General features: G+C 68.8%; 25 protein-coding genes. All 25 read left to right on the plus strand.

The features are described from left to right. Window positions 1–52 precede the first annotated feature (52 nt). The 25 genes from IU450_RS28165 to IU450_RS28285 all read left to right on the plus strand — a co-directional run bounded on the left by IU450_RS28165 (window position 53) and on the right by IU450_RS28285 (window position 24,972). Complete coding sequence (locus IU450_RS28165; protein WP_195152758.1) at window positions 53–1,555, plus strand: cutinase family protein; 1,503 nt, start codon at window positions 53–55, stop codon at window positions 1,553–1,555. A 125-nt stretch (window positions 1,556–1,680) separates the two neighbouring features. Further along, on the plus strand, window positions 1,681–2,379 hold the full coding sequence (locus IU450_RS28170; RefSeq protein ID WP_195152759.1) for a hypothetical protein: 699 nt from the start codon (window positions 1,681–1,683) through the stop codon (window positions 2,377–2,379). A 3-nt stretch (window positions 2,380–2,382) separates the two neighbouring features. Further along, a complete protein-coding gene (locus IU450_RS28175) occupies window positions 2,383–3,036 on the plus strand; it encodes a hypothetical protein (protein WP_228835245.1) in 654 nt (217 codons plus the stop codon). Continuing rightward, window positions 3,033–3,329, plus strand: a complete 297-nt coding sequence (locus tag IU450_RS28180; RefSeq protein WP_195152760.1) for a hypothetical protein — start codon at window positions 3,033–3,035, stop codon at window positions 3,327–3,329. Before IU450_RS28175 ends, IU450_RS28180 begins: the two co-directional genes overlap by 4 nt. Window positions 3,330–3,488: 159 nt before the next feature. Continuing rightward, window positions 3,489–4,340 (plus strand): alpha/beta fold hydrolase, encoded by an 852-nt coding sequence (locus tag IU450_RS28185; RefSeq protein WP_195152761.1) that lies wholly within the window; start codon window positions 3,489–3,491, stop codon window positions 4,338–4,340. Further along, window positions 4,334–4,570 (plus strand): hypothetical protein, encoded by a 237-nt coding sequence (locus tag IU450_RS28190; protein ID WP_195152762.1) that lies wholly within the window; start codon window positions 4,334–4,336, stop codon window positions 4,568–4,570. The genes IU450_RS28185 and IU450_RS28190 overlap by 7 nt, the downstream gene beginning before the upstream one ends. Window positions 4,571–4,593: 23 nt before the next feature. Beyond that, window positions 4,594–5,232, plus strand: coding sequence for a hypothetical protein (locus IU450_RS28195; protein ID WP_195152763.1), 639 nt, complete (start codon window positions 4,594–4,596; stop codon window positions 5,230–5,232). 14 nt (window positions 5,233–5,246) lie between these two features. Continuing rightward, window positions 5,247–6,047 carry a hypothetical protein gene (locus IU450_RS28200; RefSeq protein WP_195152764.1) on the plus strand — a complete coding sequence of 267 codons (801 nt, stop codon included), beginning with the start codon at window positions 5,247–5,249 and terminating at the stop codon, window positions 6,045–6,047. Next, complete coding sequence (locus IU450_RS28205) at window positions 6,044–7,492, plus strand: hypothetical protein (RefSeq protein WP_195152765.1); 1,449 nt, start codon at window positions 6,044–6,046, stop codon at window positions 7,490–7,492. Before IU450_RS28200 ends, IU450_RS28205 begins: the two co-directional genes overlap by 4 nt. Then, complete coding sequence (locus tag IU450_RS28210; protein WP_195152766.1) at window positions 7,489–8,961, plus strand: SCO6880 family protein; 1,473 nt, start codon at window positions 7,489–7,491, stop codon at window positions 8,959–8,961. The genes IU450_RS28205 and IU450_RS28210 overlap by 4 nt, the downstream gene beginning before the upstream one ends. Beyond that, window positions 8,958–10,667 carry a hypothetical protein gene (locus IU450_RS28215; RefSeq protein ID WP_195152767.1) on the plus strand — a complete coding sequence of 570 codons (1,710 nt, stop codon included), beginning with the start codon at window positions 8,958–8,960 and terminating at the stop codon, window positions 10,665–10,667. The genes IU450_RS28210 and IU450_RS28215 overlap by 4 nt, the downstream gene beginning before the upstream one ends. A gap of 41 nt (window positions 10,668–10,708) precedes the next feature. After that, window positions 10,709–11,335 carry a hypothetical protein gene (locus IU450_RS28220; protein WP_195152768.1) on the plus strand — a complete coding sequence of 209 codons (627 nt, stop codon included), beginning with the start codon at window positions 10,709–10,711 and terminating at the stop codon, window positions 11,333–11,335. Between the two features lie 159 nt (window positions 11,336–11,494). Further along, window positions 11,495–12,640: a C40 family peptidase gene (locus tag IU450_RS28225; protein WP_228835246.1), complete on the plus strand. Its 1,146-nt coding sequence runs from the start codon at window positions 11,495–11,497 to the stop codon at window positions 12,638–12,640. Next, window positions 12,637–13,305, plus strand: a complete 669-nt coding sequence (locus IU450_RS28230; RefSeq protein WP_195152769.1) for a hypothetical protein — start codon at window positions 12,637–12,639, stop codon at window positions 13,303–13,305. Before IU450_RS28225 ends, IU450_RS28230 begins: the two co-directional genes overlap by 4 nt. Then, the gene (locus IU450_RS28235) at window positions 13,302–13,835 is read left to right on the plus strand and encodes a hypothetical protein (RefSeq protein WP_195152770.1); all 534 of its coding nucleotides are present in this window, start codon (window positions 13,302–13,304) and stop codon (window positions 13,833–13,835) included. Before IU450_RS28230 ends, IU450_RS28235 begins: the two co-directional genes overlap by 4 nt. Continuing rightward, entirely contained in the window at window positions 13,832–14,830 is a 999-nt protein-coding gene (locus tag IU450_RS28240; RefSeq protein WP_195152771.1) for a hypothetical protein, read from the plus strand. The genes IU450_RS28235 and IU450_RS28240 overlap by 4 nt, the downstream gene beginning before the upstream one ends. Window positions 14,831–14,881: 51 nt before the next feature. Then, complete coding sequence (locus IU450_RS28245; protein WP_195152772.1) at window positions 14,882–15,793, plus strand: hypothetical protein; 912 nt, start codon at window positions 14,882–14,884, stop codon at window positions 15,791–15,793. Between the two features lie 81 nt (window positions 15,794–15,874). Then, entirely contained in the window at window positions 15,875–16,813 is a 939-nt protein-coding gene (locus IU450_RS28250; protein ID WP_195152773.1) for a hypothetical protein, read from the plus strand. 13 nt (window positions 16,814–16,826) lie between these two features. Then, complete coding sequence (locus tag IU450_RS28255) at window positions 16,827–17,801, plus strand: hypothetical protein (protein WP_195152774.1); 975 nt, start codon at window positions 16,827–16,829, stop codon at window positions 17,799–17,801. 280 nt (window positions 17,802–18,081) lie between these two features. Beyond that, complete coding sequence (locus IU450_RS28260; protein ID WP_195152775.1) at window positions 18,082–19,185, plus strand: hypothetical protein; 1,104 nt, start codon at window positions 18,082–18,084, stop codon at window positions 19,183–19,185. 47 nt (window positions 19,186–19,232) lie between these two features. Further along, window positions 19,233–21,107: a type IV secretory system conjugative DNA transfer family protein gene (locus IU450_RS28265; protein ID WP_195152776.1), complete on the plus strand. Its 1,875-nt coding sequence runs from the start codon at window positions 19,233–19,235 to the stop codon at window positions 21,105–21,107. Next, complete coding sequence (locus tag IU450_RS28270) at window positions 21,104–21,991, plus strand: DUF4913 domain-containing protein (RefSeq protein WP_195152777.1); 888 nt, start codon at window positions 21,104–21,106, stop codon at window positions 21,989–21,991. Before IU450_RS28265 ends, IU450_RS28270 begins: the two co-directional genes overlap by 4 nt. Next, window positions 21,988–22,923, plus strand: a complete 936-nt coding sequence (locus IU450_RS28275; RefSeq protein WP_195152778.1) for a hypothetical protein — start codon at window positions 21,988–21,990, stop codon at window positions 22,921–22,923. The genes IU450_RS28270 and IU450_RS28275 overlap by 4 nt, the downstream gene beginning before the upstream one ends. Continuing rightward, complete coding sequence (locus tag IU450_RS28280; protein ID WP_195152779.1) at window positions 22,920–23,852, plus strand: hypothetical protein; 933 nt, start codon at window positions 22,920–22,922, stop codon at window positions 23,850–23,852. The genes IU450_RS28275 and IU450_RS28280 overlap by 4 nt, the downstream gene beginning before the upstream one ends. A 256-nt stretch (window positions 23,853–24,108) precedes the next feature. Continuing rightward, on the plus strand, window positions 24,109–24,972 hold the full coding sequence (locus IU450_RS28285) for an MBL fold metallo-hydrolase (RefSeq protein ID WP_195152780.1): 864 nt from the start codon (window positions 24,109–24,111) through the stop codon (window positions 24,970–24,972). Window positions 24,973–24,981 lie beyond the last annotated feature (9 nt).

Consider the following 24,981-nt stretch of genomic DNA (forward strand, 5'->3'; position numbering starts at 1 on the left):
TCGCCGGGGTGCGGGCAGGCCCCCGAACCGACAGATCGAGGTCGAAAAGTCCATGCATCCGCACACCACCAGAACACCGATGCTGCGGCGCGCCGTCGCGATGGTCCTGGCGTTGGTCACCGTGTTGGTGGCCGGTGTCGGCGCTGTGTCCGCCGATACCGGTGTCCCCCTTGGCGGGAGGTGCCCGAGCCTGTATGCGCTGGGGGTGCAGGGCAGCGAGGAAGCCGCCCCCGACGCCGCGATCACCATCGATTCCGGCGCGCTCGGCCTCGTGTTTGGTCCGCTTACCGCCGCGGCGGGGGATCTCGTGCAGCGTGCGTACGTACCCTACGGCCGCGCACCCGACGGGACCGTGCTGCCGTATGACACCGCGGTCACCGCCGCGGCTGAGCGCCTGGAAACCATGGCCGGCGAGATCGTGCAGCGCTGCCCGGCCACGAAGGTCGCCGCCGCCGGATACGCGCAGGGCGCATCCGCGGTCGCGCAGTTCGCCGAGCGAGTCGGAGCTGGGAACGCGCTCGTCGGCGCCGACCAGGTCGCGGGGATCGCGTTGCTGGCCAACCCGAACCGCGACACCGATACCCCCGTGCTGCCTGGTCGCCCAGGCGCCATCACTCCCTCGGCCGCACCCGGGACCTCGGGGCAGAAGGTCGCCGAAGTCGCGCTGCTCAACCCGCCCCTATCGGGGGCCGGTATCACCCCCGGACAGCGATCGAACGACTACGCGGAGTTGACCGGCAGAGTCGCGGAGCTGTGCGTGCCGGGCGACGCGACCTGCGACGCGCCGGTCGCAGGTCCCCTGGCCACCGCTGCCGCGAATATCGCCGCCCGCTCGGACCTGCGCGATCCGATAGCGGCGGTATCCACGATCGCGCAAGCTCTATCGGCGACGGTCTACACGACCGCCGTGAACGTGGTCAACGAGGACCTGACCGGCAGCAGCCTCGATCAACTGTCCTACCAACCCGCCAAACCCCTCGGGCAGCGCCTGGCCGAAGCCTCGGACCCGAACACCATCCCACCCGGGCCGAACGATGCTCTGGCGGCGCTGTTCAAGATCGGCACCATCGGCTTGAACGCGGTGATCTCGGTCGCGCGAAAGGTATTCACGCCGGCCACGATCGCCGAACTCGCCACAGTGGGCATGGCCAACCCCGCAGTGGGGGTCGCCGCGCTGGGCGCCGAACTCGCCACCGCGGTGGTCGAGCTCATTCCACCCCAGACCGCCAGCCGGTGGGTCAACGAGACATTCACCGCGATCACCAGCACCATCACCGATCGCAGCGAGCTCTACACCCTCGCCGGTTCAGCCCAATACAGCGACACCACCGGCCGCCACGGCTCCTACCGCACCGTGCCCGCCACACCAACCGGCAGATCAGCCTTGGCCGCCACCGCCGACTGGTTCACCGCGCTGGCCCGCGACCTCGCCGCCACCGGGACACCATCGGCCCCACCGCAGTCCACCGCCCGCTCGACGCCCACGACACCTGCCACCGCATCCAGCAGCAGCCCGGCCGCACCAGCGGCCCCGACATCGAGCGGCGGACCCTGAGACCCCTTCGGGCGGAGCCCCATTCCGCAGACGTACCCACACCCGGTCTGCAGATTCTCCCCTGGCACCCCGCCCGAAGGGCCCTGCACCGGTCATCAACCCCATCGAGGAGGTGAGAACCCGACATGCCGAACACCCACACCGACACCAACGGTCAGCACGGCTGGGGCTGGCTGCACCGCAGCGAACCCACTGCCCTGCAACCTGTTTCGGACGCGACCGACGGCCCGGACATCGATGGCAACGAATGGCAGTGGCTCAACCAACCGCCTTCCGCGCCATTGCCATCGGGATCGTCGCGCACGCGCGTCCCTCGGCGCGTCTGGATAGGGCTTGGCGCCGCACTCGGGCTCGCCGCCGTGCTTGTCGGGGTGGGAATCAGCTCGGTCGCCGACCACCCGGACACCGTGCCAGCGATCCCCACCCTGACCGCAGGCCCACCGACAACCACGCAACCCCTCGGCGGCGCGTGCACCGGACTGGCCGGGCAGACCGTCACCGACACCGCGGGCGACACCCACAGCCTTACCGGAGTGATCGCCGCCTTCGAGCACGCCTACTACGTGAAACGCGACGCCGAAGCAGCGCTGCGACTGGTCGCCCCCGAGGCCGGACTCGCGCCGGAGGCGTTGGCGGCGGGCATCGCCTCCATCCCGGCCGGCACCACGCACTGCGTCGCGATCACCCCGATCGCCGACGGCGTTGCTGACGTGCACGTGGTGCAGCGGCACCCAGACGGGCAGCGGGTGGACTACCTGCAACTGATCAACGTCCGCCACGACGGTGTTGGTGTCGTGATCACCAATATTCAGAAGCGGGGCTGAGGAATGGCCGCACCGCTGCACCTGCACCACGACGACCCCACCGTGGGAACGAATCGGCTCGAGCCGGGCACCGTCGCCGCTCCGGAACGGTTGGCGCCGGTGCGGGAGACTCCGCTGCCGACCACGGGAGCGCACCCACCGCTGTTCGCCGTGCTCGGCGCGCACGGCGGCTCCGGGACCTCCACGCTGGCCCGATGGTGGGCGCCGGCCGCCGACACCGGCCTGGAATGGCCCGCCTCACCGGCCACCACCCAGCACGTGATCCTCGCCGCGAGGCTGTGCATGCCAGGTCTGACTGCCGCGGCCGAACGGTTGCGCGAATGGCACGCCGGATTGGCACCGGACGGTGTGCAGGTGATCGGGCTGGTACTGACAGCGGCACGGCCGGGGCGAGTTCCTGCCGTCGTGCGCCGGTATCGCGCGGTGGTCGCCGAGCTGGTCGAGCACGTCTACGAGATCGGCTGGCACGACGAACTCGTCACCTGCGAACTCACCGACCTGGCCCAGTACATGCCCTACGACCCGGCACCGCCGCGCCGCTCCAGCCTCCGCGAAGCGGTTCCTGCCGACGTGCACCGCGCCGGAACACACATCATCACCCACCTCGCAGCCACCCGTTCGATTGCTGCACAAAAGGATTCGGAGACTTCGCCATGACCACCGCCTACGCGGTCGGCGAGGCGCTGACCGTGCTCGCCCAAGAAATCCCGATCACCCCCGTCGCGCCGCCGGGTGCGAACAAGCTGATCAACCTGGTCAACTACCTGTCCTGGATCGTCATGCTCGCCGGGATCGCCGCCCTGGTCTACGCCGGCGGCAAATTCGGGTGGGAGAGATTCCACGGCGGCGCGGTCGAGTCACCCAAGATCATCCTCGGCGCGCTGGTCGGCGGCATCATCGCCACCGGCGCCGGAGGGATCATGAACGCCGTCGTCACCGGAGGCGCATAAGCCATGCGCCGCTTCCGCATTCATTCCCAACCCTCCACAGTCAGACAACACGACGCCCTCGACACCTCCAGCAGCCAGGCCGGGCGCGGCTTTCCGTCCGCATCGACCTCACGGCGCGAATCGCTCACCACCGGCCACCTCGACGCCATCGCGTTCGCTGTGGCTGCCCCGGATGGAATCCGGCTGTCGGCCAGCCGCATCGGCCCGGCGTCGGCACCGGCGAGCGTGGTCTATGTCCACGGCATGCTCACCGACTCCAGCTACTGGAGGCCGCTGACCGGACATCTGCACCGGCGCCTCGACGGCGGTATCGCCCATATCGTCTACGACCAGCGCGGACACGGCCACTCCGGGCACACTGATCCGGGGGTGCGGATCACGTTGCCGATGCTCGTCGATGACCTCGACGCGGTCCTGGCGCACGCGCACGGCGCGGTGGTGCTGGTGGCGCATTCGGTGGCATCGCTGCTGGTGCAGGCATGGGTCGAGCAGTACCCCCGCCGGGCTCGCGCACTGGCGGGCATCGTGCTGTTCAACGGCTGCCCCGAATTCCCCTGGCTCCCAGCTTCCGAGGTGCATGACGCCGGCAGGCGTTCGAGGCGCCGGGGGAGCCAACTCGTCGGGGAACTGACCAGCTACTTGTACGAGCCGCCGGCCCGCTATGGCTTGCCTCGCCGCAGTGTGTTTCTTGGCCTCGGTCGCGGCAGGCGCAGCGCGAACCTCGAGGCGACTTTGGCGACTCTGGCGGCCTATGGCAGCGCTGCGCTGACCGGCGAGACGGCCAGCATCATGCGCAGCATCCCGACCTGGGTGTTGACCGGCGAACTCGACCCGGTGGTCGAACCGAGCAGCTCCCGCCACCTCGCCGAACACATCTGGGGCGACTACGACAGCGTCCCGGGTGCCGGGCACTCGCTTCCGCACAGCGACCCGGCCACGGCGAGCGCGCCGATTCTGGCCGCTCTCGAGGTCGCCTACCGCACCCACCAGCAGGACGACGGCCCATGGTGATCGCCAAACCACTTCCCGCGCAGGTTCTTTCACCACTCACCCAGTTGCTGGGCTGGTTGTGCTGGTTCGTGCTGCTGCTGTGCATCGCTCGCGCAGTGTGGGTCGGTGGGCTGCTGGCGATCCGGATGTACCGCGAAGAAAGCGTCGAAGGACTCCTCGGCGCCCTGCTCGGCGCAGCCCTGCTCGGCTCCGCCAGCTCCCTCGCCCTCGCCGTCCTCCCACCCACCTGATCCACTCGAGGAGACCAACCCCCGTGAACCCCTCCCACGCACACCGCATCGGCGTCGTAGCCGCGCTGGCATTCACCGCACCCCTTGCCGCGGCCGGGCTGCTCGCCTGCGGCACCGAGAACACCAGCGAATCCCATGGGATGCCCTCCATGGCAACAACGGCCGCACCCACGCGATTGCGCTGGCAGCCCTTCCAAGGCGTCGACCTTCCGGTCGCCGACCAAGGTCCCCACCACATCGAGGGACCAGTAGCCACCGGATACCACCACTCACCAGCAGGTGCCGCGCTGGCCGCCATCCAATCCACGGTGCGCATGTCGATCGCCACCGACAGCCAATGGCCGATGGTGGGCCAACGCATGCTCGCCCCAGGACCAGGGCGCGACGCCTGGGCCACCGCCCGCGCCCAGATCTCGATCGCCGCCCCGATCGCCAATGGCGCACCGAAAGTCCTCGGTTATGTGATCGGTCGCTACACCCTCGGCGCCAGCGACGTCGACATCTACAGCCTGCACCCCGACAACTCCGTCACCCGCAACCGCACCCACGTCCTCTGGCACAGCGACGACTGGCGCCTACAGCTACCCGACAACCCGACCGCCGCCTCGGTCACCGCCGTCGACGTGCCACCGGCCGACATGGTCGCGCTCACGCCCCGCTGAGAAGGACCTAGCCCATGAGATCCCATCGCCTGCTGATCGTCCTGCTCGCCAGTATCACTGCCGTCGTGATCGCCGCGTTCGTACTGACCGTCACCAACGACAACGGATCCGGCGATATCCCCGCCGACCCCGGCAGCACGACTGCGCCCACCATGCGAACTTTTCCTGACCTGCCGCCGAGCACGTTGCCGCCGACCACTGACCTGTTCGGCAATCGCCTGGAGGTGCCACACGACGAATCCGGTGTCGTCCTTCCCCAAGACCCCTCTGGCCGACCCGACCCCACCCGCCCGGACTTCCTGACCGCCGCGCCCGCACGGATGCAGTGGCAGCGCGGCTGGGGCGGAGCCGCGCTGCCGGTATCGGGCAGCGACGGACCGGCCCGCATCCACGACGGGCTCGCCAGTGGATTCGCGCGCACACCCCAAGGGGCGGCCCTGGCCGCGTTCGACGCGCTCGCCCGCGCACTGGCCGCCCCCGATGGCATCTGGCAGCAGGTCGTGCGGGAACGCTACTACGGCGGCGGTGAACCGCTACTGGATCGCTTCAGCCGTTCACGTGAGCGCACCCAGAACGCCGCCCGTTACGTCGTGGTCCCCGACGGCGTGCGGATTCAACCCGGCTACCGCGACGACCTCGCGGTCGTGCAGTTCGCCACCCGCGACGACCTCGGATACACGATCGCGACCTGGCCGATGGCCTGGATCGACGGAGACTGGCGTGTCCGCGTCCCAGGCGACATCGAAACACTCTGGGGCCCAGGCACTTCCACACCGACTCTGAGTGGTTTCGGGTCGTGGAAGGCAATGCCATGACCGGAACTATCCGCGCCAGCGGGCCGGTCGCGGCCGCGCCATGGCAGACGCAGCTGCCCCCGACCAATGTGTGCGACATACCTTTGGGCCCCCAACAGGCATGCGAACAACTCGGGCAGGCCGCAACCGACGCGGCGGGCTCTGCCCTCGACGACCTCGCCGGCACTCTGATGGACGCGTTCACTCGACTGCTGCGGATGGCGATGACGTGGTGGACCGACCTTCCCTCGCCGCAACTGACCACTGCCGGGGAAGAGCCGGGTGCGGCACTGTCGGCGATCCGTGACTACAGCAGCGGACTTCAGGTGCTGTTGCTGACGACCGGAATCATGTTCGCCGCCGCCAGGTTGGCGCTGGCCAAACGCGGCGGCGTCGCGGGCGAAGCCCAGGAAAGCTTCCTGATGCTGGCGCGAGCGGTGTTCGCCTCGATGGCGTTTGCCGCAGTGATCACCGCCGGCACCCGCGCCGGTGACGCCTTCGCCGACTGGGTCATCCTCGACGCCAGTAGCGGCGATTGGACCGGCGCGGTCAACCGCTTGACGCAGTTCGACGCCGACACCCGCTCCGGGCTGGGGACCGGTGTCCTGCTGCTGGTGGGGCTGCTCGGGGTGATCAGCACGCTGATCCAGCTGGTGATGCTGGTGGTGCGCCAAGCCCTGCTGATCCTGGTCGTGGCCGTGATCCCGCTGGCGGCCGCCGCGTCCGGCACCGGACCAGGCTCGCAAGCCTACAAAAAGCTATTGAGCTGGTCGTTGGCGTTCGTGCTGTACAAACCCGTCGGCGCGCTCGTCTACGCGATCGCGTTCACAGTGATCGGCAACGAGAAGCAACGCGATCCGCAGTTGGTACTGCTGGGGTTGATCCTGCTGGTGATGAGCGTGGTGGTGCTGCCCGCGCTGATCCGGCTGGTCGCACCCGCGGTCGCCACCCTTGGTGGCGGTGGTGGCGCGGCGGCTGTGCTGGCCGGCGGCGCGGCCGGTGTGGCGATGGCGTCGATGGGTGATCGCTCCAGCAGCCGCAAGGTCAGTGAAGGAGAGAACGCGCCCGGTGGTGGCGGGGTCTCCAACGGTTCTTCTGGGCCGGGCGGTGGTCCTGGCGGTGGTGGTGGCGGTGGTCGTCCGATGTCTGGTGGTAGCGGCGACAGCGGTTCTTCCTTTGCGGGAGCGGTGAGTTCTGGCGGCGGTTCGAGCGGCGGCGTGGGTGGGGGCGGTGCGCGGCCCACCGGAGCCGCAGGCGCACGGTCGTCGAGCGTGCCCGGCGCGGGCAGCGGCGGTGAGGCGGCCGGTGCCGCGGGCGCTGGCCCGATGGCACCGCTGATCATGGGCGCGCAGATGGCGAAAGACACGGTGCAGCAAGGTATTTCGGCGATCGACAGCCAGACCCGTGATGCGACCGAGGGTGCGTTGGATCCGGACGCGTTGGGGCCGGGGGAGGTCCGGCGATGACGGCTCGCATGTATGGCCGTTGGGAACGCCCTCGTTCGGCCGGGTTCTTCGGGTTGACCTGGGGTGTGTCGATGCTCGGGTTGGCGCTGATAGTCATGGTGATGGTCGGGTTCATGATCACCCGATCGCTGTCGATCGCCGCCGGTCTGGTCGTGGCTGCCGCGCTGGTGTTCACGCCCTTGGCGATCACTCGCAACGGCCGCACCGGCTGGGAGCTGGTGTTGCTGCGGGCGCAGTTCGCTGCCGCCCGCGCCCGGGGTGAGCACGTCTACCAGGCGGGTCGCTTCTCCAAGATCCCCGGAATCGCGAAACTGCCTGGGCTGCTGGCTGATTCGCGGCTGTCGGAGTATGAGACCGCGGGTGGCAAACGGTTCGCGATGCTCCACATCCGCCGCAGCGACCACTACACCGTCGTACTACGGGTCATTCCGCGCGGCAAAGAGCTGGTCGACCAAGCCCAAATCGACGCCTGGGTCGAGGGATACGGCCAATTCCTGGCCACCCAGAGCCGCGGCGGGGAAGTGGTCGCGGTGACCTCGGTACTCGAGAACGTGGTCGAAACCCGCCTCAAACAGGCCCGGGAAGTCGCCCGCCTGGTCCGCCCCGACGCCCCCGCCTATGCGCAGGCGGTGATGCGCGAAGCCGCCGCCGACATCGGCGGGGTCGGTGTGCGCATCGAAGCCCGCATCGCGATCACCTACCGCCCCATCGGCAAAGGCCGCATCCGTCGCGACGAAGCCGAGCAGGCCCGCGAGATCGGGCAACGCCTGCAAGGGGTCCTGTCCCAGCTCGCCCGCGCGGGGCTTCCGGCGACGCCGCTGCAGGCATGGGAAGTGCTCGGGCTGGTGCGCACCCGCTACGACCTGGCCGCCCAACGCGACGTCGAAGCCGCGGGCCCGGACATCACCCGCACACAGTCGTGGGACTCGGTGGGACCGTTGGCGCACCAAGACCGGTGGGATCACTACGTCCACGACGGCGCCCGCTCGATCACCTGGGAAATGGACGCCGCACCGCGCGGCGCGGTCATGGAAACCGTGCTCGAGGAGCTACTGCGCCCGCGCGCGGACGTGCCCCGCAAGCGGGTGGCGATCGTGTACCGATTGCACAGCGCGGCCGAGGCGACCACGCTGGTCGATTCCGATTTCCGGGACGCGGTCGCGGCCGAGCAGACCGAACGCGGCATCGCCTCGGCGTCGGCGCGGATCCGGGTCGCCAACACCCAAGCCTCCCGCGAGGAGCAAGCACGCGGCGCGGGCTTGACCCGGTTCGGAGCGCTGGTGACCGTCACCGACCACCTCGACGGGGACCTGCCGGGCATCGAAGCGTCGGTCAAGGGGATGGCCGCGGCGTCGCGGCTGGGGGTGCGCCGTTGCTACGGCACCCAAGCCGCGGCCTTCGCCGCCTCGTTGGGGATCGGGTTGATCCTGCCCGAACACACCTCCATCTCCAAGCGGGTGTCGGCATGAACGCGCACAGCCGCAATTCTTCTCGGCCCGCGCGCACCGAAACGGTCGCTGGTGTGCGGGTGCTCACCGCTTCGGCGCGCGCCGCGACCGAGGCAGCCGCCGCCCAGCCCGGTCTGCGCGGTTGGCGGGCACGGCTGGCGATATCGAGCGATGATCATCGCCGGACCACTGCCGCTCGCCGCGCAGAGGATGTCAGAGGCGACGGCTTCGACCGATCGCCACGACAGCTGACCGACCGCGGATACCGCGGGCTCGGCGGCGGCCGCGCCTCGGTGGTACCCAGCACACCGGAATGGCGCGCGACCACCGTACAAGTCGCCGGGTTGTGGCCATTCACCGTCGGCGCCAGCGCCCCCACCGTCGGCACACCTGTTGGGGCGCACTACATCACCGGGGCGCCGGTGGCGTTCGACCCGATGTCGTGGTTCCTCAAAGGGTTCATCACCGCCCCGATCGCGTTCGTGCTGGGCCTCAACGGTTTCGGCAAATCCAGCCTGATCCGGCGGATGGTGACCGGCGCGGTGGCGGCCGGGGAAGTGGTGTTGTGCATGGGCGACACCAAGCCGGACTACCGAGACTTGGTGATCAAGCTCGGTGGTCAAGTGGTCGATGTCGGGTACGGGCACGGCACCATCAACCCGCTGGATGTCGGCGCGCTCGGCGCGGTCGTGGAGCAGCTCACCGACCCCGACCAGCGCCGCCAAGTCACCGCCCGCGTCGAAGCCGGACAGGTCAACATCGTCGCGGGATTGATCGAACTCGTGCGCGGATCCCGGGTGGCCGACTACGAAGAAGTCCTGATCGCCGCCGGACTGCGCGAACTCTACAGCCCCACAGGAGGGTTCACCTACGAACACCCACCGCTGCTGTCGAACCTGCTCGAGGTCATCTCCGGCGGCGGGGAACAACTACGCCAGTTCGCCGAAGAAGACGACGACGCCACCTATCGCGCCAGCACCAAGACCCTTCGCCGCTCGCTGCGGGCACTGGTAGAGGGGCCCTTCGGCGCGATCTTCAATGGCCCCACCACCACTCGCTTGAATTTGGCCAGCCCCGCGGTGTGTGTGGATGTCTCCCGCATCCCTTCAGGGGACACCAAGCTGCTCGCGGCGGTGCTGATGGTGTGCTGGAGCGAGGGATTCGGCGCGGTCGCGGCTGCCCACGCGCTCGCTGACGCGGGTTTTGCGCCGAAGCGGACGTTCGAAGTGGTCATGGACGAGATCTGGCGCGTGTTGTCGGTGGGCCCGTTCATGGTCGACCGCGTCGATGCCCTCACCCGGCTCAACCGAACGTTGGGCACGGGACTGATCATGTGCAGCCACACCATCAAAGATCTCGCCGCTTTCGACTCGCCGGCCGCGCAGGCAAAGGCGGTGGGGTTCTTCGAAAGAGCGCGCGCGAAGCTGATCGGGCCGGTGGGGCCGGAGGAGACCGATCGCATCCGTAATGCGGTTGGACTCACCGACACCGAGAAACTGCTGGTCACCTCGTGGGCTGCGCCGCGCCCGCCCAGCGACGATGACCTGGATCCCACGCGTCGTGAAACCCCGCCCGGCACCGGTTGCTTCTTGTTGAAGACCGGCGAGGCCAACGAGCCGGGAATTCCATTCCGTCTGGTATTCACGCCGACCGAGCGCGCCGCGGATGTGCACAACACGAACCGGCGCTTCGATGATCTGCCCGCGGCGGGGGAGGCAAGCAGGTGATGGCTGACGGATGGACCACGACGGACGGAGGCGCCGCCTGGATGAGCGGCAGCAACCGGCGGTGGCGGGGCGCGAGCCAGCTTACAACCATCGCCGAGGTCATCGCCCGGTATCGGCGGCTGAACTCGGTGAGCGAAGCGATGGACATGACCGGTATGGACCCGTCCGATGAGCAGCACAAGGCCCGCCACATCTACATGTGGGGGGTGCGGCATCTGCTGGCGGACATGGTGCGACATGTGCCTGCTCCCGCCAGCGACCGGCAGCGGGCGCTGGAGAACCTCCTGGGCGAACCGGACTCCAGTTTCTGGTACGGGCGGCCGATGGACACGCTGGGCAGGTACTGGAACAACATCCGCCAGGATCTCGACCACGACATCGCGGCTGTCGCCGGAGTTCCATTGCTGCTGGGAATGGTGCGCGCTCGTGACGACATCATCGCCGACCTCACCGACCAGGTCGCCGCTCTCCGAGAAGAGATCACCGAGCGCATCGCTGACAGCAACGAACCCGACCCGCGCCTGGCCCAGGCCGACACCGACAGCGACCGGCTGATCACCGCGGCCGGTCTCGACCAGAGCCCGCGCGCAGACGCCGAGTCCGGCGTCAACGCGGACGCAGCGACCGACGACGTCGCGCTGCCGGACATGCCGGAGGCCGGGCTGTGACCGATCAACACCCCACTGCGTCGACGGCTGGCGCGCGAGACCAAGTGCTGGCGGAAAGCGCAAAACCGATGCGACACCACGGCCGCAAAACCGATGCGACAACCCCATGGTTCGTCCAAGTCGTGATGGCCAGGGACGCAAGGAATAGCGAGAACGTTCATGGATACCTCCTCGCGAGCGGTGACCGCGACCGCGCTGGGTCTTCCGGTGGCGCTGCTGCTGTTGTTGCTGGTGGTCATCGGCGCCGACCCAGCATTGAGCTGCGCGAGCCCGCTTTCCACGGGCGCCGCGGCCGGGGTTGGGGGACAGACCGGTATTTCGGTGGCGGGGCTGTCGGAGCGGCAGTTGCAGCTGGCGCGCAACGGTGTCGCGATCGGCAAACAACGCGGGATGGGCGAGTCGGTGATCATCGCCGAGTTGGCGGCCCAGGCCACCGAGAGCACCTTTCGGAATCTGGCCAACCCGTCGGTGCCGGAGTCGTTGAACTATGCCAACGACGGGCTCGGGTACGACCACGATTCGGTTGGCCCGCACCAGATGCGCGCCAGCGTCTGGGGTGCGGTCGGCATCGCCACGCTCATGGACCCGGTGTATCAGATCAACTGGTTCTACGACCACGCCCAGCAATTGGGTGCCGCGGCCGAGCGGATGTCGCCGGCCGAACTTGCCCAAGCGATCGAACGTTCCGCACCCAACGCCTATGCCGGGCAGCTGGAGTTGGCGCGCAGGTTGTACGTCTTGTTCGCCGATATCGACGTCGGCTCGTTGCCCCGTACCGCGGCCGGGTCACCGGCGGCTGGGTGCGGGCCGAGCGGCTCCGGCACGCCGTTGCCGGCGGAGGCGAGTGCGTTCGGGCGGGTGGTGATCGAGCACGGCTCCCGCTGGATCGGCACACCCTATGTGTGGGGCGGCGGCGACACCACCGGTCCGACCGGCGGCGGGTTCGACTGCTCGGGACTGACGCTGTACGCGGTCTACCACGCCTCCGGCGGCCGGATCCGTCTGCCGCACTACACCCAAGCCCAACAGGACCACCCGACCGCACAACCGGTGCCCTTCGCCGATCGGGCACCAGGGGATCTGATCTTCTTCACCACCCCCGGCGATGCGGATTCCCATCACGTCGGCATCTACTACGGCCGCGACTCCCAGGGGCGCGACCTGCTGCTGCACGCCCCACAGACCGGGCAAACCGTCACTCTCACCCCGCTGAGCGCGTGGGAGGGCGAACGCATGGACGTGCGCCGCTACAGCGCACCAACCACCACACCAGCCCCCGATACCACCCCGGGAGGTCGAACATGAAAACTCCACCAAACCCTACCGGCCCGCAACCCGGCGTCACGCCCGAGATGGTCGTGCGCGTTCGCGCGGCCGAGTTGCACGGGTTCACCAGCACCCACCAGTTCGATCGCGTGGCGGCTGAGCACAAGTTCACCGACACGCGCAGCTTCGAGCGGTATCTGACCGCGCTGCTGGTCGAAGCCGGGATCGACTACGAAGGACTGCGGCAAACCGAGGCCGCCCGCCGCAGCGCGCACCAACGACTGGTGGCCGTGGCAGCGCGAGGGCCACGGCTGATGCTGTGGTCAGCCGCTACCATGACCACCTTCACCGTCTGCCGCGCCGACGGACAGGTCATCTGGCACGATCTGTTCCTCCGCGACACTGCGCCATGCACTGGGTCGGCGGCTGCGGAAGCATCAGCGCGCCAAGCGATCTGGCTTGCGGGTCGAGCCCGTACCGGGTGGGGCGCTGAAGCGGCGACTCTGCGCCTGATCCTGGCTCGCAGCCGCGGCGTCGACCTCGAGAACCTGCACCGTGCCGCCGCGACCGCCGACCTGGTGTTGGACGTGGCCACAAACCCGGTGCACAACCCGGCCGCCGAACAATGCACCCGCCGCGACGCAGTCGACTGGCGCAGCAGCGACCTCGGCGGCCTGCGGCACCCCCACCGGGGGGCGGCATGACCCGAACGACATTCCGCGCCGTAGTGATCGCGGTCGCCGCCGTCGCGGCAGGATGCGCCGCCAATACCGCCACACCCAACGGTGAACTACCCTGCCGTGCCGCACGTTTCGCGCCTCCTTTCGGTGCGGTGGACCCGTGTTCGGCCGAAGCGGTCCTGACCGCGGCGGTGACGGCCGTGTTCGGTTATCGGCCGAGTGAGCACCTCGATCAGCGTGGAGCGTTCCGGGTGGCGCGCCCGTTGATGGATTCCGGGTTCGCGCAGCGCGCGCAGCCCGCGGCGCTGGTGTGGGCGCCGGTGAGCGCCATGCAGTGGCACCAGTGGCGCACCGACGCCACCACCCTCGCGGCATCGGCTCGCGTGACCAGCGACGACCATCCGGCCGATACCGCTACAGCAGTCAGCCGCGTGCTTGCCGTCGAACTCGAACCCAGTAACCAGCCGCCGGTCCGGTGGGCCGTATACGCCCACGCCACCCGCACCACGGCGGGATCGGCGTGGTTGTTGTCCGGATTGGAGGTGCAGGCATGAGTGGTGATCCGGTCGAGGAATCCACTCAGGCGATGCGCCAGGGTTTCGTTCAAGCGCTGCAGACCGCGCATACGACCGCTGCCCTGATGCGGGGACGGGGTGGGGAATCACGATCGAGGGCGGAGTCCGAGCAGCGGATGCGCTTGGCCGGTGCCAAAGATTGGCGCTCGTTCATCGAACACCGCCTGCGCGTGATCGACGCGGTGGATTCAGCGCGCCAAGCGCGGGAGCTGAACACCGCCAAGGTCGAGGAAGTGCGTGCCCGCATCGAGCGCGGCGATGACATGCACGAACTCGAGCAGTGGATCAAGGAACGGCAAGCCGAACGTGCCGACGCCGACCTGGACCGCCGCGACGAAGCGGGCGAACTCGAGCGGGAACACAACATCGAAATCCAAGGGTGGAAGGTCGACGCCTACGCCAACCGGGAGGCCCGCGCAGACGAGTTGCACGCGCTCGACGTCGAATACAAGGAACTGCTCATCGATATCCGCCGCCGCTCAGCCGGTTTCAGCGACACCCTGACCTCACACGGAGAAACCGGCGAAGCGATGGCCTCGGCTGCGGCGTTCGCCGCAGCCAAGAGCGCCGACGGGTTGTCCGAGCAACTCGACGACGACTTCGACGCCTACGCCGAGCGGTTCGCCGGGGACACCGGCAGCGACTACACCGACATCATCGACGCCGACATCATCGACGACTTCGACGACCTCGACGTGACAGCGAGACAGCAGACCAGGTCATCGGCGGTGGCGATCGAGGACATCGTCGGGCTCACCGAGGAACTGAGTTTCGCCACCCACCTCACCCATGAATTCGCTGATCTGGCCGGCGACTCGGACACCGACCCCGATCAGGGGGTGGTGATCGGGGATGCGGTCGAAGCTGCTGGGCTCACCGGCGACGGCCTGGCCGAGGCCATGGATTTCGAACCCGAACCAGACCCGCACGTGGCGCACGGGTCGCCGACCCCCGATCTGGGGATACAGCCATGACCACGAAAACGACGACAGCGGTGCCGTCTGCAGAGGGCGGGAGTCGGTGAAATGGCCACGCCGACCCCGCTGCAGGCGCACCTGCTCAAAGCCGTCCAGAACCTCGCCTACGACAACCACCAGGCTCTTCAGCGCGTCCGCCACGCCGGTCACACCAACCCACCGCCAGAAGTACTGGCGCACTTGGACATCAGCGACCGGTCTCGCGAACAACTCGAGGAAGTGGGGCTGGCGGTCGGAGTGCCCAAGGCGTGGATCGACTACTCCCGCGCCGCCGGAGAACGCGGCAACCCGTGGCAGCCAGGGCAGGTGATGCTCGGATCCAGACAGGTCGAGCGCGGCGCATTGATCGCGGCACTGGGCCGCGACGTCCATCACTTGCAGGACATGGCCGGTGTCGCCGCCGCCTCCAGCCGCCATGAAGAGGCGGGTAGCGATCAGGTGGTGCGGTTTCGGCGGGTGATGGGGATGACCTGGCAGCGTCTGGGCGCGGTCGCCCACGCGCTGTCGTTGACCGTCGAAGAACGCCACCAGGTGTGGCAGCGCGGTCACCAGCATTGGTCGACCGCGGTGGCCGAGCAGTTCCGTGATCACAGTGCCGGCCAGCTGGCAGCGCGGTGGAATGAGGTCGCGGGCTCGGACTTCACCGCTGTCGCGATGCCGGTGATCGTGCTGCAAGCCGCCGGGATCGCCCACGACGATATCGCCGCGCAGATGCCGGTGTCCCCGGACCGCATGGTCGAACTCGTGGTCGGCGCTCTCACCGCCGCCGATGAGCGCAGCCCGGTGCTGCCCCTGCTCACCGAACCTGCTCGCGCATCCGAAGCCGCCGGGATCAACGCCGCCATCGAGGCCGCTGGCCTGACCGGCGACCCGTCCACCGCTGTCGGGCCAGCCGAGGGCATGACCGCACCAGAGCCCACCACCGCATGCCGTGACGTCGACCACGGGCACGAGCCATGACGGCTGTGTCCGCAGATGTGGTCGCTGCACGTCATCCGAAACGACTGAACACCAATCCTTCCAGGAGAGAGGCACAAAGACATGAGTGAACCGATACCGGGGTTGGATTCTCTACCCAGCTGGAAGCTGCGGCTGCTCGAACGCATCCAAGCCGCCTCCGTCGACCACGCTCGGTTGCTGTTTGCTGGCCACCCGAACTACGAGCCGCGCGACGGTGGCGGGGACATCCGGATGCAATCGTGGCGCACTCAGCTGCACGCCCTCGCTGCTGCCCGTCACGAAATCGAGATCCACGCCGTCGCAGTCGGTGTGCCGCGGGCAGCGATCGATCAGGCACGCGTGGACGGGGGCCGCGGACTGCGGTGGGGCGACAGCGGGCACGGGCCGCGCACGATTCGCACCCGGGAGGATCCAGTGCGCGCCCACCTGGTCGAAGGCATCGCCAATGATGTGTGGCAGCTCGAGCACATGGCCGCGATCAGCGTCGAACACCGGCTCCGGGGCATCGGTGACCGCTTCCCGCCCGACACGGTAGCGGTCGAGCAGTTCGACCGGAACATGGCGGCGCTGTGGGCACGGGCGAACGAAACCGCCCACGTCATCGGCCTGACCGGCGACGAGCGCGCCGAGTTGTGGGACCGAGACCAGGCCGGTTGGCGGCAGCTGGTGGCGGCGACTGTCCACCGCTACGGCGACGCCGCCCTGCACGAACGCTGGCGAACCTACGCCTGGCCCGGTATCGAACACGACGTCCGTCGCAGCATCGACGCCCTCGCCGCCGACCGGGTGACGCCGCAGGAACCGGGTGCAGCGCCACCGACCCCGCACCTGCTCATCGACCGCGCCACCGAAGCTCTCACGACCACCACACCTGCTGAGGTGTGCGCGGACGCCGACATCGGCGAAGCGGTCGACGCCGCGCTGCCGCCGGATCTTAGCGCGGCATGGGGGAGCGAAGCGGCCATCGAACCCGATGCCCGCCCGCCCGAACCCGGCGCGTCGACCGGTCACGAGCTGTAAGGGCGCGTAGACGATGACGACTCCGGAATCGGAATTCTCTACCCCGCAGACGGTGGTGCAGTGGCAATCCCAGCTGCTGATGCGCATCCGGCTGCTGGCCGCCGAGCACACCCGCATCTTCGACGCCGGGTGGGACAACTTCGAGGCCCTCAGCGGCGACAGCGATTCTCGGCGGGCGTGGCAAACGCATTTGGATGGGCTCGAGGCCCAACGTGAGCAGGCCGAACAAACCGCATTGACGGCGGGGATCGAACCGGCGTGGATCGAGGACGCTCGTGAGATCGGCATTCGCAGCACCCGTCCGCGCGTGGATGCCGGGGTCCGGCAGAACCCGTCGCGGGATAACGCTGCCCAGGATTTCTACGTGGACATGCTGCACCTGGATTTGTGGCATCTGGAACGGATGGCCGCTATCTCCGCAGCCCGCGCCGACCGTATCGCCACCGGACGGTGGAGCTTCGGCACCAATCCCGAAGCGGCCGCGCAGTTCGCGCGCAACATGCAGTTGCGCTACGAACGCGTCACCGCCCTGGCGCACGCCGCGCACATCACCGCGCACGAAGCCGACGTGCTGTGGGGGGCGAGCGCGGAAGGCGAACGGCGCGGGCATGCGATCCATCTGGAAACCTACGACGAAGTGGCGCTGGTCAACGAATGGAACTCCTACGCGAAAACCAGCGGCGAGCTCGTGGTACCGCCCTACATTCCCACCGACCCCGATACCGGCACCCCCATCGCTGGCGCCGAGGTCACCCCGCCGACACCGCAACAGATGATCGACACAGCCGCAGCCTCGCTGCGCGCGCAGTTCATCGACGCCGCCCTGGATCACGCCGACGCAACAGATCCCGCCGCCGCGGCCGCCATCACCGACGCCGTCGACGCCGCCCTCCCCGACGGCGAGCACGCCTGGGACAGCGAACCCGACCACCCCGGCCAATTCGGCGACCCACAGTCGCGGACCGACCTGGGCACCGACCCGTATTAACAGCCTCCAGGGAAAGGACCACGCCACCGACCACTGATCTCAGTTGACGAATTCGTTCACGCGCTCATGTCGACGCACCGGTCACGGGTACTGACCGGGGGCGCCGAAACCGCACTGCCAGGGGACATCCGAACACCGCCGCACCAGCCATCGCATAACGGCACGCGGCAGCCGCCTTCCCTCACCGGAGACCGACGATGTCCGACACCACACCCGATTCCGTTTTCCCGCGACGCCACCGACCGCGGCGCCATCGTCACTGTGATCGGCGGGTTCAGCAATGAGCTGGCCCGATCCGCGACACGGAACCACCGACCCCGCCTACTACCGCGACGCCGCCACCAGCGCCGAAGCCGAACTCCGGGCCGATTTCACCCGCTACTACCAGCTGCGGGAGATCGCGCCGCACGGCGAAACACCCGCCCAGCAGCGGGAATTCACCGCCCAAGCCGATGCGCTGGCCGCACGATGGGGCCGCCACGAATCCCCCGAGCACCGCACCTTATGGGCACAACTGCAAGCCGCGGTCGCCGGATGGGAGGCCCGCCCAGAATCCACCCGCGCCGCCTACGACCGCATCACCCAAGCCAAAGCCGACGGAGACCTCGACCTCGACCCAGTCGTGGAGCGCAACCTCCGCCAAGCCGCCGAAATCACCGGTCACGCTGAACCCGTCGTCAGCGGCTCCGAACAGGACGGCGCCCGCTGGAGACCACCCGACCGCGCCCGTGGGCAGGAAGCCGACCGCGCCAGCCTGCTCGACCGGGCCCTCGGCGGGCGCGCCCCGGGACCGGCGAGCTTGGCCGAGGTCGATGCGATCATCGCCGAAACCGATCAGCTGCTCGACGCCGAGGAAGCAGCCGGTGACCTCGATACCGGTCGTGACGAACGCGCCGCACGGCAGAACGCGGCGTTGCGGCAGTTGCAGGACTCCACCGCCGAACACACCCGTTTGGCGGAGGCGTGGCCCGGCTCACCCGAACAGGGCCAAGCCCACATCGCACGGCTGGAATCCCTGTTGGCCGCCGCCCGCGCCGCCCGCATCGCCGCCGCCCTGGCAGGGGTACCGGCCGCCGACATCGAAGCCGTCTACCACGCCGGACGCGACGGCAGCTACTGGCATCAACAACCCGGCAACCCGCAGGCGCCCAGCACGGGCGGGCCCGCCGCGACCGCGTACCAGGGGCTGGACCTGCCGCCACCGCTCGGCGAGATGGCCGCAGGGGAACCGAGCACAGCTCCCGGCGGTGCCGAGATCGACGAGGCCATCGGCGCCGCCCTGCCCGAGGCCGACGTCGGCGACTGGAGCCCCACCGACGGCGGTGAGGAACCCCACGCGGCGCCAGCGCCGGGCCTGGACCTCGACGCCGACATGTCGCGGTGAAAACCCGCCTCTCCAACCTTTCCCACTATCCCCGAAAGGGGTTGATCATGATCTCGACCAGAGAAACCCGCCGCCGCACCACACGTGGTCTGGGCGAGGAAACCACACTGCTGCTGGCGTTTCTGGCGTTGATGGCCTTCGCGCTGTCACTGTGGGCGGCGTTGAGCCTGGGCAGCTGGTGGGCCGGACTGCCGGTCACCCGCCACCCGGTAACCGCGCTACTCGAAGTCGTCGCCGGCCAGCACCCCTGGCCCTGGCAGGCCAGCGTCCTGGCCGTCGCGTTCACTGCCGCCGGAGTCGCGCTCGTGGTCGCGTGCTGGCGAACGTTGTCCGCGGGCAGCGAGATCGACGCCGCCGCGCGCACCATGCAACGCCCAGCCCAGATCCGGATGGCCCGTACCCGCGACAACATGACCGCTAATCGGCGGCTGCTGCGCGACGCCGACCCGAAGATCCAAGCCCTCACAGGGCCACCACTCGGAAAGACGGTGATCGGTGGCGTGGAGCTGTTCGTGCCCGCCGAACTCGGGGTGACAATCGCCGCCGGAACCCGCACCGGCAAAACCATGGCCTGGGCGATCCCGGCGGTGTTGTCGGCGTGGGGGCCGTGCCTGGCCACCTCGAACAAGCCCGATTTGTACCGGCACACCGTCTACGGGCGCGAGCAGCGTGGCCGGATCTGGTTGTGTGACTTGCAAGCAGTGACCGGCCGGGTGGAGTGCGGGTTCTGGGTCAACCTCCTCACCCAGGTCACCACCTTGCCTGCCGCCCGCAAGCTGGCCGGGTTCTTCGTCTCCGCCGCCTCCGGATCTGCGTCCCAGTCGGCAAACGCGAAGGTGGACAGCTATTTCGACGGAGGCGCGCAAGAACTGTTGAGCTTGTATCTGTATGCCGCGGCCTGCGCGGGCGGGGATCTGCTGCATGTTGCTGAATGGCTCGGCAAAGATCAGGACCAGACCCCGGCGCTGATCCTGCGCCACTACGGCCACCATCGTTCCGCCGACCGCATCCTCGAATCCCAAGGGCTGTATGCGCGCCAGCGCGATGGTCTCTACGACATGGCGCGGCGGTTTTTGAACGTGCTCTCCGATGAGGGCTACGCCCGCATGATCACCCCACCCCAGCGTGTCCTGTTGGCGGTGCGCGAGGAAACCGACGCCAAGACTCGCAAGACCGGTGTCGTCATCGGCAAGACCAAACAAGACCGCACGCATGATCTTCCGCAGTTCGAACCCGCCGACTTCGTGACCTCCAGCGACACGCTGTATGCGCTGTCGATGGCCGGACCCGACGGCGCGACCCCACTGACGTCGGCGTTGGTCGGGCAGATCCTGGAAGCCGCGCTCGACGCGGCGCGCGCCCGCCCGGACGGCCGGCTAGCGGTGCCGATGCTGGCTGTGCTGGATGAGGCCGCGAACTGCGCACGGATCTCGGAACTGCCGTCGTATTACACCTACGCCGGAGGTTGCGGAATCGTGTTGATGACGATCTTGCAGGTTCTCGAGCAGGGCGAAGACCTGTGGGGCGTCAACGGACTCGCGACGATGCGCGCCCAAAGTATCGAGGTCTACGGCGGCGGCATCGCCGCGACGGACTATTTGGAGCATTGGTCGGCGATGACCGGTCCGCACGATGTGGCCGACCGCTCCCGCAGCCGCGGCGCCCAAGGAGTCAACCGGACCCTGTCCTGGCGCGCGGAATCCATCCTCGATGTCGCCCTGCTGGCCGCACTGCCGAAAGACCGGGCGCTGGTCCGTCTCCCGAACCACGGGCCGGTGGTGGTTCGCAAAATCTGGTGGCAGCACACCGGATACGCGCCACTGATCCGGAAGTCCCTGGCGCGGTTCGAGAAAGCCGCCAACCAGATCGCGCTGCCCGCCAGCGACGTCGACCACGGCCCGGCGGGTGGTAAGCAGTCGTGACCGCGCCGAGTACGGCGGGCAAGAAGCCGCCGATGCCGCCGAGCTACCCCCACTTCACCGAATTCGCCGAGCGGTGGCTATTGCCGTTCATCACGGTGCGGCTGGCCGAAGCCAACCGGGAGAACACCTACACCTGGTGCAGCAAGTGGTGGGCGCATCGCCCGGTCGCGGTGCGGATCGCGCATTTGCATGCCGCGTTCGAAGCGCAACGCCGCGCTCGCACCGGAAACGGTTTCAGCACCTTCGTGCTCTCCCACGTCGACGCCCACGTCAAAACCATCCTCGACGCCGCCAACGGGCCCCTGCATCGCTGCACCCGCACCGTCCACGTCGCCACGCCGTCACTGTCATTCGATCCGGTCCCGGTCGGCTGGTTCACATCCGCCTCCCAGCCAGCCGGTGCCGCATCCGGGGCAGCGGGCACGGAGGGGGAGCAGAAGGGGCCGCCGCCGCGGTTCGCCCATTACAGCGATTTCGTGCAGGAGTGGTTGTTGCCGGTCACCGCGGTGCGGATCGCGGGCAACAACCGTGAAGGCCAATACACCTGGTGCCGCCAATGGTGGGCCCACCACGGCGTGACCGTCCGCTTCGCCGGGCTGCACAAGGTGTTCGAAGCCGCCCGCCGCGCCGAGGACAAGACCGCGATGAGCAGCCTGTTCACCCGGCACATCGACCCGCACCTGCGCCACATCCTCGACGCCGCCAACGGACCCCTGCACCGCTGCACTCCCGATCAGCACATCGACACCCCCGGCCTGCCCGCGGCACCGATCCCGGCTGCCTGGTTCGGCGCCCCCGGCGCGAAAACCCCGATCGAACGACTCGGGTTCGGGCCCGACTTCCGAGCCCTCGCCAACGGGACGGTGGAAGGACCCGGGTCATGAGGGCGCCGACACGCGCGCAGGTGAAGGTGCTGAAGTCGCTGCAGAACCAGACCCTGTTCCTGAACCGGATGGTGGCCACCGCCACCGAGCGCCAGCAGCGGACCGGTCAACGCCCGCCGCAGTCCTGGTATGAGGACTTCCACCGCCGCGCGATCCTGCGCGAGGAACTGACCACCGCCGCCCACGCCGGTGGGGTGCCCCGCGCGTGGATCGATCACGTCGGTGAACGCGGCGCCCGCGGCATCCACTGGCGCGCCGACCTGTACCTGCGCGCCCCCGAACCACGCGACTGGGACCGGATACTGGGGGGCCTCGACGCGGACGTGCAGCGGCTACGCGAGTGGACCGCCCTGGACGCGGCCTACCGCCAGATCAACCCGGCCACCGAAACCGGCGTCGCCACCGACTTCGACCGCAATCTGCGGGCCCTGCGGACTCGGACCGCGGGGGTGGCGAACCTGCTGGGACTCACCGCCGAGCAGGGCCAGCAGTTGTGGGGCACCACATCTGATTGGGTGCAGGCCGGGCACACCACCCTCGATGGCGTTCCCGCCGAGCGGCTGGTGCAGCGCTGGCAAGCGGTCGCACACACCGACAGCAGCGCCTACGCCCTGCAAGCTACAGCCTTGGCCGCTGCCGGTATCACGATCGACACCGCGGCGGCCCTACCCGACCACGAGGACCTGGCACCCGGCATCAGTGCCGCGCTCACCCTCCCGCAGCCGCTGTTCCGGTCCGCCGCCACTGGTGCCGACATCGACACCGCGATCAGCGCCGCGAACCTCACCAGCAGCCCTGACATCGATCCCCTGCTCGGTCCAGCGGAATTCAGCGACGCACCGACCGTCGACGACTCGAGCTACGACACCGCCGCCGACCTCGACCTCCGCCCGCCGGAATTTCTGTCGCCCATCGACGGGATCGACACATGACCGGGCCGCGACCGGGACTACGCGTCCGGGATATCGCGCCCGAATACGCGACGCTGCTGCGCCGGGTCCACCAACTGGCCGCCGAGGCCACCCGCCTGCGCCAGACCAACGACACCGCAGACCCCAACGCCACGCCCAGCACGCAGGTTCTCGCGCAGATCGCCGCGATCGACCGGGACCGCGACCTGACCGAAATCCACGCCCGCGCCAGCGGTATGCCGGCGAGCTGGGTCGATCTCGCTCGCCGCCTCGGGCACACCGGCCAGGCATGGACCGACGACCACCTGCTCCCGACACTGCGGCCGGTGGCGGGCCGCCGAAGCGCCCAACGGGTCCTCGACGACATCCGCCAGTTGGCCGACATGGCCGCGATCACCGTCGTCCGCGAGCACCTGCTCGCCACAGGCGGGATCGCCGGTGAGCCCGACCCCGTTGCGGCGCAGCAACTCCGGCGAAACATGCAAGCGCTCTGGACCCGCGCCACCGCCACCGCCACCTCGATCCGCATGAGCCGCACCGACCGCGCCCACGCATTCGAGGCTGCCGTCGGTGATGTGGACACGAACGTCGAACGCTACCGGCACTACCGCCTCGATGACCTCGACGCACAGTGGCGCACCTACACCACACCGGCCATCGCCGATGGTGTGCGGCGCTCACTGAAAAGCCTGCGCCGCACCAACCGCGCCGCCAACAGCAGCGACGCCGAGAGCGAGACAACCCCGACACCGAGCGTCCTGCTCGACCACGCCCGCCACGCCCTCGACACCGCAAGCACCGATCAATCCGAGGCAGGAGCCGCGATCGGCACAGCGGTCACCGCCGCGATGCCCGATGCGGCGACCCATCGCTGGGACACCGGCACCCACGTCCGCGACAGCGAGTTCACAGGAGTCGAGGCGTACCCCGAGGCAGGGCCTGATCCCTAGCCGATCCGGATCCGAACGTGTTGTCCGCCTCGATTTTCGCCCGTGAGGACCCCATGCGCGCACCTGACACCGGAGGCACTGCCGACACCGCCCCACAGCACGCGAAGACCGCGTCGACCCGCACGCTGCCGCCATGACCCGCCCGCCCGGCCGTCGAGATTCGCCCCGGCCGAAGATCCGCCGATGGGTAGGTCACCGACTCACTATCCGGCGCCGACCGCCCAGCATTCCGCCCTCGAGATCAGGAGACCGATTCATGACCCTCAGCTTCGACCACTACACCCGGCCCGCCGCCGCTCACCGCCACCAGCTCGGCGACCACCGCATCACCTACCTGCCCGACGGTGTCGCGCTGCTCGAACCCCAAGCCTGGCTGCCCGGCTCCAACAACCAGATGTGGGCCGAGCACCCTCACTTGATCAACGCCGACGGCTACCTGGTCGCCAGCGTCGGTGCGCTGCTGGTCGAATACGGCAACCGCGCCCTGCTCATCGACGCCGGAGTCGGGCCGCTGGCCGTCCCGACACCATTCGGGCTGCTGCGCGGTGGGCGACTGCTCGACAGCCTCGCCGCAACAGGCAAGAGCCTCACCGATATCGAACTCGTCGCCCTCACCCACTTACATCTCGACCACATCGGCTGGCTCTGGCAATCCTCGCCCGGAACCTCGAGCAGCCCGTTCGCCGATATCCCGGTCCTGGTCGGGGACACCGAATGGGAACAGCGTGACCTCGCTGTCGCCGACGGCGCCAGTCCGGAGATGATCGACGTGTTCGCCGCGCAAGTCCGCACCGTCGCCGACGGGCAGGAAATCTTCCCCGGCGTCCACGCCGTGGCCACACCCGGTCACAGCCTTGGACACCTCGCCTACACCATCACCTCACCCGGGCACCGGCTGATCGTGTTCGGCGACGCCATGCAAACCCCGCTGCAGATCACCCACCCCGAGCTCACCGGTGCCATGGATGACGACCCGGGCGAATCCGTCGCCACCTGTCACCGACTGATCGACGATCTCACCAGGCCTGGCGTCCTCGGCTTCGGCCTGCACTTCGCCGACGTCCAACTCGGCCGAGTCACCATCCACCCCGATGGCCACCGGACGTGGCAGCCGCAATAACCACTTGCC

This window comes from Nocardia abscessus, from assembly GCF_015477775.1.
Classification (GTDB): Bacteria; Actinomycetota; Actinomycetes; order Mycobacteriales; family Mycobacteriaceae; genus Nocardia; species Nocardia abscessus_A.

What these genes read in the sequence shown, in the direction of transcription:
- IU450_RS28215 (WP_195152767.1), top strand. Translation starts at nt 8,958, where the DNA reads ATGAACGCGCACAGCCGCAATTCTTCTCGGCCCGCGCGCACCGAAACG.
- IU450_RS28190 (WP_195152762.1), top strand. Translation starts at nt 4,334, where the DNA reads ATGGTGATCGCCAAACCACTTCCCGCGCAGGTTCTTTCACCACTCACC.
- IU450_RS28280 (WP_195152779.1), top strand. Translation starts at nt 22,920, where the DNA reads ATGACCGGGCCGCGACCGGGACTACGCGTCCGGGATATCGCGCCCGAA.
- IU450_RS28175 (WP_228835245.1), top strand. Translation starts at nt 2,383, where the DNA reads ATGGCCGCACCGCTGCACCTGCACCACGACGACCCCACCGTGGGAACG.
- IU450_RS28180 (WP_195152760.1), top strand. Translation starts at nt 3,033, where the DNA reads ATGACCACCGCCTACGCGGTCGGCGAGGCGCTGACCGTGCTCGCCCAA.
- IU450_RS28275 (WP_195152778.1), top strand. Translation starts at nt 21,988, where the DNA reads ATGAGGGCGCCGACACGCGCGCAGGTGAAGGTGCTGAAGTCGCTGCAG.
- IU450_RS28235 (WP_195152770.1), top strand. Translation starts at nt 13,302, where the DNA reads ATGACCCGAACGACATTCCGCGCCGTAGTGATCGCGGTCGCCGCCGTC.
- IU450_RS28200 (WP_195152764.1), top strand. Translation starts at nt 5,247, where the DNA reads ATGAGATCCCATCGCCTGCTGATCGTCCTGCTCGCCAGTATCACTGCC.
- IU450_RS28220 (WP_195152768.1), top strand. Translation starts at nt 10,709, where the DNA reads ATGAGCGGCAGCAACCGGCGGTGGCGGGGCGCGAGCCAGCTTACAACC.
- IU450_RS28170 (WP_195152759.1), top strand. Translation starts at nt 1,681, where the DNA reads ATGCCGAACACCCACACCGACACCAACGGTCAGCACGGCTGGGGCTGG.
- IU450_RS28285 (WP_195152780.1), top strand. Translation starts at nt 24,109, where the DNA reads ATGACCCTCAGCTTCGACCACTACACCCGGCCCGCCGCCGCTCACCGC.
- IU450_RS28255 (WP_195152774.1), top strand. Translation starts at nt 16,827, where the DNA reads ATGACGACTCCGGAATCGGAATTCTCTACCCCGCAGACGGTGGTGCAG.
- IU450_RS28165 (WP_195152758.1), top strand. Translation starts at nt 53, where the DNA reads ATGCATCCGCACACCACCAGAACACCGATGCTGCGGCGCGCCGTCGCG.
- IU450_RS28245 (WP_195152772.1), top strand. Translation starts at nt 14,882, where the DNA reads ATGGCCACGCCGACCCCGCTGCAGGCGCACCTGCTCAAAGCCGTCCAG.
- IU450_RS28265 (WP_195152776.1), top strand. Translation starts at nt 19,233, where the DNA reads ATGATCTCGACCAGAGAAACCCGCCGCCGCACCACACGTGGTCTGGGC.
- IU450_RS28210 (WP_195152766.1), top strand. Translation starts at nt 7,489, where the DNA reads ATGACGGCTCGCATGTATGGCCGTTGGGAACGCCCTCGTTCGGCCGGG.
- IU450_RS28230 (WP_195152769.1), top strand. Translation starts at nt 12,637, where the DNA reads ATGAAAACTCCACCAAACCCTACCGGCCCGCAACCCGGCGTCACGCCC.
- IU450_RS28225 (WP_228835246.1), top strand. Translation starts at nt 11,495, where the DNA reads ATGGATACCTCCTCGCGAGCGGTGACCGCGACCGCGCTGGGTCTTCCG.
- IU450_RS28240 (WP_195152771.1), top strand. Translation starts at nt 13,832, where the DNA reads ATGAGTGGTGATCCGGTCGAGGAATCCACTCAGGCGATGCGCCAGGGT.
- IU450_RS28205 (WP_195152765.1), top strand. Translation starts at nt 6,044, where the DNA reads ATGACCGGAACTATCCGCGCCAGCGGGCCGGTCGCGGCCGCGCCATGG.
- IU450_RS28250 (WP_195152773.1), top strand. Translation starts at nt 15,875, where the DNA reads ATGAGTGAACCGATACCGGGGTTGGATTCTCTACCCAGCTGGAAGCTG.
- IU450_RS28260 (WP_195152775.1), top strand. Translation starts at nt 18,082, where the DNA reads ATGAGCTGGCCCGATCCGCGACACGGAACCACCGACCCCGCCTACTAC.